The sequence below is a fragment of the Pseudomonas sp. Y5-11 genome (assembly GCF_022368695.1).
Lineage (GTDB): Bacteria > Pseudomonadota > Gammaproteobacteria > Pseudomonadales > Pseudomonadaceae > Aquipseudomonas > Aquipseudomonas parakoreensis.
This window is the reverse complement of record NZ_CP058974.1, coordinates 694,742-701,761: the sequence shown is the minus strand read 5'-3', so window position 1 is coordinate 701,761 and position 7,020 is coordinate 694,742. Positions and strand designations below refer to the sequence as shown.

The window sequence follows — 7,020 nt, the reverse complement described above, 5'->3', positions numbered from 1 at the left end:
TAGGGATGGAGTAATTCATCTCCACGACCAAGCGAATGGCTTCTGCTTTTTCCTCTGACGTAACAACCCGATATCCCATGATGCTTCCTTAAATCGACGCTCCTACATCATGGTCTAAAAAAATTCGACCACAACACGGCAGCTCCTACATTGGAATGCATTTCCCTGTAGGAGCTGCCGCAGGCTGCGATCTTTTGCTTTGTGCGCTGGGCAATTTGAAACATCTGTCGACTAGCCTGGTCTGTCTCAGCTGCTAGGCTCTTTTCCAGGCCTTCCTTCGATAGATTCCTGCCCATGCTCGCGCGCCTGCTGTTTCTCTGTGGTCTTTTCCTGGCCTCCACCTCGACTGTGGCCATGACCATCTACAAATCCACCGATGCCAACGGTGTCGTCTCGTACAGCGACCGGCCGAGCAAAGGCTCGCAGGTGTTCGTGTTTCAGGACCGCATGGTCGAACATCTGGAGCGCCAGGTGTACCTCGACATCAAGAAGCAGAAGGGTACCGACGTGGTGTTCGTGCGCAACGATCTGTATGCACCGGTCGAGATTGCGCTGGCGTTTACCGGGATGAGCAACGTGCGTGGCGCGCCGGCCCAGACCATCCGCCGAGTGCTGCCTGCGCGCAGTAATACCCGGTTGGCGCTGCTCACAGCGATTACCAAGGGTCAGCCGCTGGTGTATTCACCGCAATTTCAGTATTCCCTGGGTGACCCTGCAGGCGCCGCGCAGAGCTATCGCTATCCGTTGCCGTGGCGGGGCGGGCCGTTCCGTCTGAGTCAGGGCGCCAATGGCCAGTACAGCCATTACGGGCCGAAGAACCGGTATGCGATGGACATCGCCATGCCGGTCGGCACGCCGATCATCGCCGCACGGGCCGGGGTGGTGGTGAAAACCGAAAATTCGCAGAGCGGGCGCGGCAATGATGCGTCCGGCAATTTCGTCCGTGTGCTGCATGACGACGGCACGATGGGCGTGTACCTGCACCTCAAGCAAGGTTCGGTGAGCGTGCGCGAGGGGCAGCGGGTGACGGTCGGCAGCCCGCTGGCACTGTCGGGCAATACCGGCAACAGCAGCGGTCCGCACCTGCACTTTGTGGTGCAGCGCAATACCGGGCAGGGGCTGGTGTCGATTCCGTATCAGTTCAACCAGCCGCTGGGGGCATTGCCCAACTTTGCGCTGGGCAAACAGTAAAACCGTTAGGGGGCCGCTGTGGAGGGGCTTTTGTGGTGAGGGGATTTATCCCCGATGGACGGCGCAGCCGTCCCAAAATCATTGAAGGCATTGAGTCAGGAGTTGAGCGATTGCAGATTACAGGGCCGCTCCGCGACCCATCGGGGATAAATCCCCTCACCACAGAAGCGTCCCCCAAAACACCCATCAATCCAGCATCAACACCTTGGCCAGCACAATCTTCGGCCCTTTCATCTTCTTGATGATGATCCGCAGGCCTTCGACTTCCAGCACTTCTTCCTCTTCCGGGACGCGCTTGAGGGTCTCGTAGACCAGCCCGGCGAGGGTTTCCGCTTCGATGTGATCCAGGTCGATACCTAGCAGGCGTTCAACTTTGAACAGCGGCGTGTCGCCGCGTACCAGCAGCTTGCCCGGCTGATACGCGAGGATCCCGCGCTCGGCCTTGCGGTGTTCGTCCTGGATGTCGCCGACCAGCACTTCCAGCACGTCTTCCATGGTCAGGTAGCCGATGATGTTGCCGTCGGCCTCTTCCACCACGGCGAAGTGCGAGCCGCCCTTGCGGAACTGCTCCAGCAGCTGCGACAGCGGCATGTGCCGCGACACGCGCTCCAGCGGGCGGGTCAGCTCGGCTAGGTTGAACGACTCCGGAATGTGGTCCAGCGCCGCCAGCTCCAGCAGCAGGTCCTTGATGTGCAGCAGGCCGACGAACTCCTGGCGTTCGCTGTCGTACACCGGATACCGGCTGAACTTGTGGCGACGGAACATCGCGAGGATTTCTTTCAGCGGCGCGTTGAATTCGAGGGTGATCAGGTCTTCGCGGGAGTTGGCCCAGTCGACCACCTCCAGTTCGCCCATCTCCACTGCCGAGGCCAGCACGCGCATGCCCTGGTCGCTCGGGTCCTGACCACGGCTGGAGTGCAGGATCAGTTTCAGTTCTTCGCGGCTGTAATGGTGTTCGTGGTGCGGGCCGGGTTCGCCCTGGCCGGCGATGCGCAGAATCGCGTTGGCGCTGGCGTTGAGCAGGTAGATCGCCGGGTACATCGCCCAGTAGAACAGGTACAGCGGCACTGCCGTCCACAGCGACAGCAGCTCGGGTTTGCGGATCGCCCACGACTTGGGCGCCAGCTCACCGACCACGATGTGCAGGTAGGAAATGATGAAAAACGCGGTAAAGAACGAAATGCCTTTGACCACTTCCGGCGACTGCACGCCGACCGCGCTCAGCAGTGGTTCGAGCAGGTGCGCGAACGCCGGTTCACCGACCCAGCCCAGGCCGAGGGAGGCGAGGGTGATACCGAGCTGACAGGCCGAGAGGTACGCATCCAGTTGACTGTGAACGGTGCGCAGGATGTGCCCGCGCCAGCCGTTCTTGTCGGCGATGGCTTCGACCCGGGTCGAGCGCAGTTTGACCATGGCGAATTCCGCTGCAACGAAGAAGCCGTTGAGCAACACCAGGATCAGAGCAAAAAGAATCATGCCGAAATCGGCGAAAATCGTAGCGAGGGACAAGCCAGGGGAAGGGTCCATGATGGAGTTTTGCAGGTTCCGTGTGATTCGTAAGAGAGAAAAAATCGCGCCTGAAAGGCAGACGCAAGTCAGCCAATGTAGCGGCTGACTTGGCGATTGCCTAGTGGCGCGTGCTGGCCGGTATCACTCGGCGGCGCTGATGGCCCGTGCCTGGGCCACCTGGGCCGGGGCGAAGTGGCAGGTGAACGTGCTGCCATGACCGGGCACGCTGCTGATCTCCATCCGTGCGCGGTGGCGCAGCAACACGTGTTTGACGATTGCCAGGCCCAGCCCGGTGCCGCCGGTGTTGGAGTTGCGACTGGAATCGACACGGTAGAAGCGTTCGGTCAGGCGCGGCAGGTGCTTGCTGTCGATGCCGATCCCGGAGTCCTGCACGCTCAGGTGCGCGCCTTGCTCGTCGCCCCACCAGCGAATGCGGATGTTGCCCTCGGCCGGGGTGTACTTCACAGCGTTGAACACCAGGTTGGAGAAGGCGCTGCGCAGTTCCGCCTCGCTGCCCTTGAGCAGGATCTTGCCATCGGCTTCGAGGGTGATTTTCTGGTTTTTCTGCCCGGACAACTGCTGCGCATCGCTTTTGATCGACTGCAGCAGGGTGTCGATCTGCACCGGCTGATTGTCCGACGGGTAATCGGTGGCTTCCAGTTTCGCCAGCAACAGCAGGTCGTTGAGCAGCGTCTGCATGCGCCCGCCCTGCTGCTGCATCTGCTGCAGGGCGCGACTCCAGCGCGGATTCACTTCCTCGACATTGTCGAGCAGGGTTTCCAGGTAGCCGCAGATCACCGTCAGCGGCGTGCGCAGTTCGTGGGAGACGTTGGCGATGAAGTCTTTGCGCATCTGTTCCAGCTGATGGATGCGCGTGACGTCGCGCACCAGCATCAAATGTTCATTGTTGCCGTAGCGCGTCAGGTACAGCTGAATGCGCACCCGATCATTGGTCGGCGAAGGGATTTCCAGCGGTTCGGCGTAGCTGTCCTGCTCGAAGTATTCCTTGAAGCGCGGATGGCGTACCAGGTTGGTCACCGGTTGGCCGCTGTCCTGCGGGGTCTTGAGGCCGAGCAGGGTTTCGGCAGCGCGGTTCCACCATTCCAGATTGCCGTCGCTGTCGAGCATGATCACCGCATCTTTGAGCGCGGCGGTGGACTCCTGTACCCGGTCGATCACCGCTTGCAGGCGTCCGCGTACCCTTTGGTCGCGGCGTTGCAGGTGGTAGATGCTGTCGAACACCTCGCCCCACAGGCCATAGCCATCGGGCGGTGCTTCATCGGGTTGGTGCAGACGCAGCCATTCGTGCAGGCGCAGCAGTTGCTTGAGCGTCCAGGCCAGATACAGGCCCAGGCCGGCAGCGAGGCTCCAGCCGTAATAGCCGCTGATCAAGCCGATCACCAGGCAGGCGGTGACCAGCAACAGCATGTGGCGAATCAGGGTGCCATGCCAGTTTTGATTCACGGAAAATACGGTCCTTGTCAGCGAGTCTGGCGGTCGGATCAGGCCTTGGTGGAAAACCGGTAGCCGGTGCCGCGCACGGTTTGTACCAGATTTTCGTAGGCATCGCCGAGGGCCTTGCGCAGGCGCCGGATGTGCACGTCGACGGTGCGCTCTTCAACATAGACGTTGCCGCCCCAGACCTGATCCAGCAACTGCCCGCGCGTGTAGGCGCGTTCCTGGTGGGTCATGAAGAATTGCAGCAGACGGTATTCGGTCGGGCCCATCTCGGCCGGACGGCCGTCGATGGTCACGCGGTGGCTGATCGGGTCGAGCAACAGGCCACCGACTTCGATCGGCGCTTCGCCATCGGTCGGGCCGGCGCGGCGCAGCACAGCCTTGAGGCGGGCGACCAGTTCGCGTGGGGAAAACGGTTTGGTGATGTAGTCGTCGGCGCCGACTTCAAGCCCCTGGATCTTGTTGTCTTCTTCGCCCTTGGCGGTGAGCATGATGATCGGGATATCTCCGGTCAGCTCGTCACGCTTGAGGCGGCGGGCCAGTTCGATGCCAGAGGTGCCGGGCAGCATCCAGTCGAGCAGGATCAGGTCCGGTTTGCGGTCAACGATGATGGCGTGTGCCTGCTGCGAGTTCTCCGCCTCGAGGCAGTCATAGCCGGCCATTTCCAACGCAACGGCGATCATTTCGCGAATGGGCGCTTCGTCGTCGACGATCAGAATGCTCCTGCCAACCATGCCTTAATCCTCTTGTCATTTAACTGTCTTGCGCCGCATTAGATAACGGAATTATTGCAGTCGTGTGACAGTATTTTAGTCGTCCGGCGGTTGGCGTGATCCTGGGCTAAGCTCTAAGTCCGAATCCTGACAACCACAAAAGAAGGTTTCCATGACTCAAATGACTGCTTCTTTCAAAGCCCTGCTGATGGCTGCTGCCGTTGCATTACCGTCGATGGCGTTCGCCGCCGACCCGGTCATGATGAAAGACGGCATGATGACCGATCACAAAGGCATGACCGTGTACACCTTCGACAAGGACACGGGCGGTAAATCGATGTGCAACGGCGATTGCGCGAAGAACTGGCCACCGATGATGGCGCCGGCGGGTGCCAAGGCTGAAGGCAAATTCACCCCCATCAAGCGTGATGACGGCACCATGCAGTGGGCATATGACGGCAAGCCGCTTTACACCTTCAAAATGGATGAAAAACCCGGCGACATGAAGGGGGAAGGGTTCAAGGACATGTGGCACATGCCTAAACACTGATTCCTGCAGTAACTACGTCCCTGTGGGAGCGAGCAGGCTCGCTCCCACAGGTTTTTGTGGATCAGCGCAACGCGTAATCCAGCACGATCCCGACAAAAATCGCCAATCCGGCCCAATGGTTGTGCAAGAACGCCTTGAAGCAACGCATGCGGTCGCGATCGCGGGTGTACCAGAACTCCCACGCATAACAGCCAGCGGCCACCAGCAGGCCGAGATGGAACCACGTCCCCAGCTCGAACTTCGACCCGGCCAGCAACAGGCAGCCGAGCGACAGCGCCTGCAACGTCAGGATGATCACCCGGTCCGCATCGCCGAACAGAATTGCCGTGGATTTCACGCCGATCTTCAGGTCATCGTCACGATCGGTCATCGCGTAATAGGTGTCGTAACCCACTGTCCACAACAGATTGGCGATCCACAGCAGCCACGCGGCGGCAGGCAGTTCGCCGGTTTCGGCGGTGAACGCCATCGGCATGCCCCACGAGAACGCCGCGCCGAGCACCACTTGCGGGTAATAGGTGTAGCGCTTCATGAACGGATAGGTGAACGCCAGCGCCAGGCCGCCCAGCGACAGCCAGATGGTCGGCGCATTGGTGCACAGCACCAGCAGGAAACTCACGCCCATCAGCAGCGCAAAGAACACCAGCGCCTCTTTCGAACTGACCTTGCCGCTGGCCAGCGGTCGTTGCGCGGTGCGTTTGACGTGGCCATCAACCTTGCGGTCGGCCCAGTCGTTGATCACACAACCCCCGGCGCGGGTCAGTACCACGCCAAGGACGAAAATCACGATATTGGCCAGCGAAGGCGCGCCCTTACCGGCAATCCATAGCGCCCATAGCGTCGGCCACAGCAGCAGGTAAATGCCGATCGGCTTGTCCATGCGCGTCAACTGAATGAAATCCCAGGCGCGTGGATTCAAGCGGTTCAGGGACTTGAGCAGGCTCTGGTACATCAGCAGTTCTCCGGATGGGCGCGGGCGGCGTTCCACAGCGTCGGCAGGAAAATCTCCGCCACCAGCACGCTCAAGGCGCCACGGTCGAAGCGCGAACGGCGGCCCCACAGTTCGGGCGCCTGGCAGGCTGACGGCAACCAGTCCTGCGGGTAGTGGCAGACCTCGATGGCGCGGCGCTGGAAGGCGTGGTCGCAAAACAGCAGTTCGCCCAGCGAGCGGCTGCCCAGTTCGTCCATGTGCAAGCCGTCGCCTTGCAGGGCGGCGCGTGACGCCACGCTGCGGGCGAACACCCAGGCTTCGCCGTGACCGCGCAGATACACCTCGCGCACCCAGCCTTCGCTGCCTTCGGCCAGATCCAGCGCCGCGCATTCGTCGCTGCGCAAAGTGTCCCAGCCTTCGAACAGCGGCGTGACACTGAAGCCGTCATTCGACAGCCGCGTCAGGCGGCGGGTCAGCGAGCCTTCGTCGAACAACCAGTTCAGGGTCAACGAATCGGGAAGGGGCGTCAGTCGGCTTTGAGTCAGCCAGAGCGGGGCCGGGCAGGCATTTGAATGGTGCACAATGAGTCATTATTGGCCGCAAATGAGGCGGCGAGCTTAACATGGCGTGCTGCGAATTTGATGGATCCGGGTCGCCGTTGCGCCGAA

General features: G+C 61.0%; 7 protein-coding genes. 2 read left to right on the top strand and 5 right to left on the bottom strand.

Going from position 1 to position 7,020, the window contains the following annotated elements; genetic code table 11:
- Window positions 1-294: 294 nt before the first annotated feature.
- A complete protein-coding gene (locus HXW87_RS03185; RefSeq protein ID WP_182403075.1) occupies window positions 295-1,191 on the top strand; it encodes a M23 family metallopeptidase in 897 nt (298 codons plus the stop codon).
- 186 nt (window positions 1,192-1,377) lie between these two features.
- Here HXW87_RS03185 and HXW87_RS03180 read toward each other — a convergent pair whose 3' ends face one another.
- The 3 genes from HXW87_RS03180 to phoB all read right to left on the bottom strand — a co-directional run bounded on the left by HXW87_RS03180 (window position 1,378) and on the right by phoB (window position 4,892).
- Window positions 1,378-2,718, bottom strand: a complete 1,341-nt coding sequence (locus tag HXW87_RS03180; RefSeq protein ID WP_007962298.1) for a hemolysin family protein — start codon at window positions 2,716-2,718, stop codon at window positions 1,378-1,380.
- A gap of 123 nt (window positions 2,719-2,841) precedes the next feature.
- Window positions 2,842-4,128: a phosphate regulon sensor histidine kinase PhoR gene (gene phoR / locus HXW87_RS03175; protein WP_217436730.1), complete on the bottom strand. Its 1,287-nt coding sequence runs from the start codon at window positions 4,126-4,128 to the stop codon at window positions 2,842-2,844.
- A gap of 74 nt (window positions 4,129-4,202) precedes the next feature.
- Window positions 4,203-4,892: a phosphate regulon transcriptional regulator PhoB gene (gene phoB / locus HXW87_RS03170; RefSeq protein WP_003229608.1), complete on the bottom strand. Its 690-nt coding sequence runs from the start codon at window positions 4,890-4,892 to the stop codon at window positions 4,203-4,205.
- Window positions 4,893-5,043: 151 nt separating this feature from the next.
- Between phoB and HXW87_RS03165 the strand changes: the two genes are divergently transcribed.
- Entirely contained in the window at window positions 5,044-5,421 is a 378-nt protein-coding gene (locus tag HXW87_RS03165; RefSeq protein WP_041071626.1) for a hypothetical protein, read from the top strand.
- 61 nt (window positions 5,422-5,482) lie between these two features.
- Here HXW87_RS03165 and ubiA read toward each other — a convergent pair whose 3' ends face one another.
- Both ubiA and HXW87_RS03155 read right to left on the bottom strand, forming a co-directional pair.
- Complete coding sequence (gene ubiA / locus HXW87_RS03160; RefSeq protein ID WP_047297312.1) at window positions 5,483-6,373, bottom strand: 4-hydroxybenzoate octaprenyltransferase; 891 nt, start codon at window positions 6,371-6,373, stop codon at window positions 5,483-5,485.
- Window positions 6,373-6,933 (bottom strand): chorismate lyase, encoded by a 561-nt coding sequence (locus HXW87_RS03155; protein WP_095667994.1) that lies wholly within the window; start codon window positions 6,931-6,933, stop codon window positions 6,373-6,375. The genes ubiA and HXW87_RS03155 overlap by 1 nt, the downstream gene beginning before the upstream one ends.
- Between the last annotated feature and the right edge of the window lie 87 nt (window positions 6,934-7,020).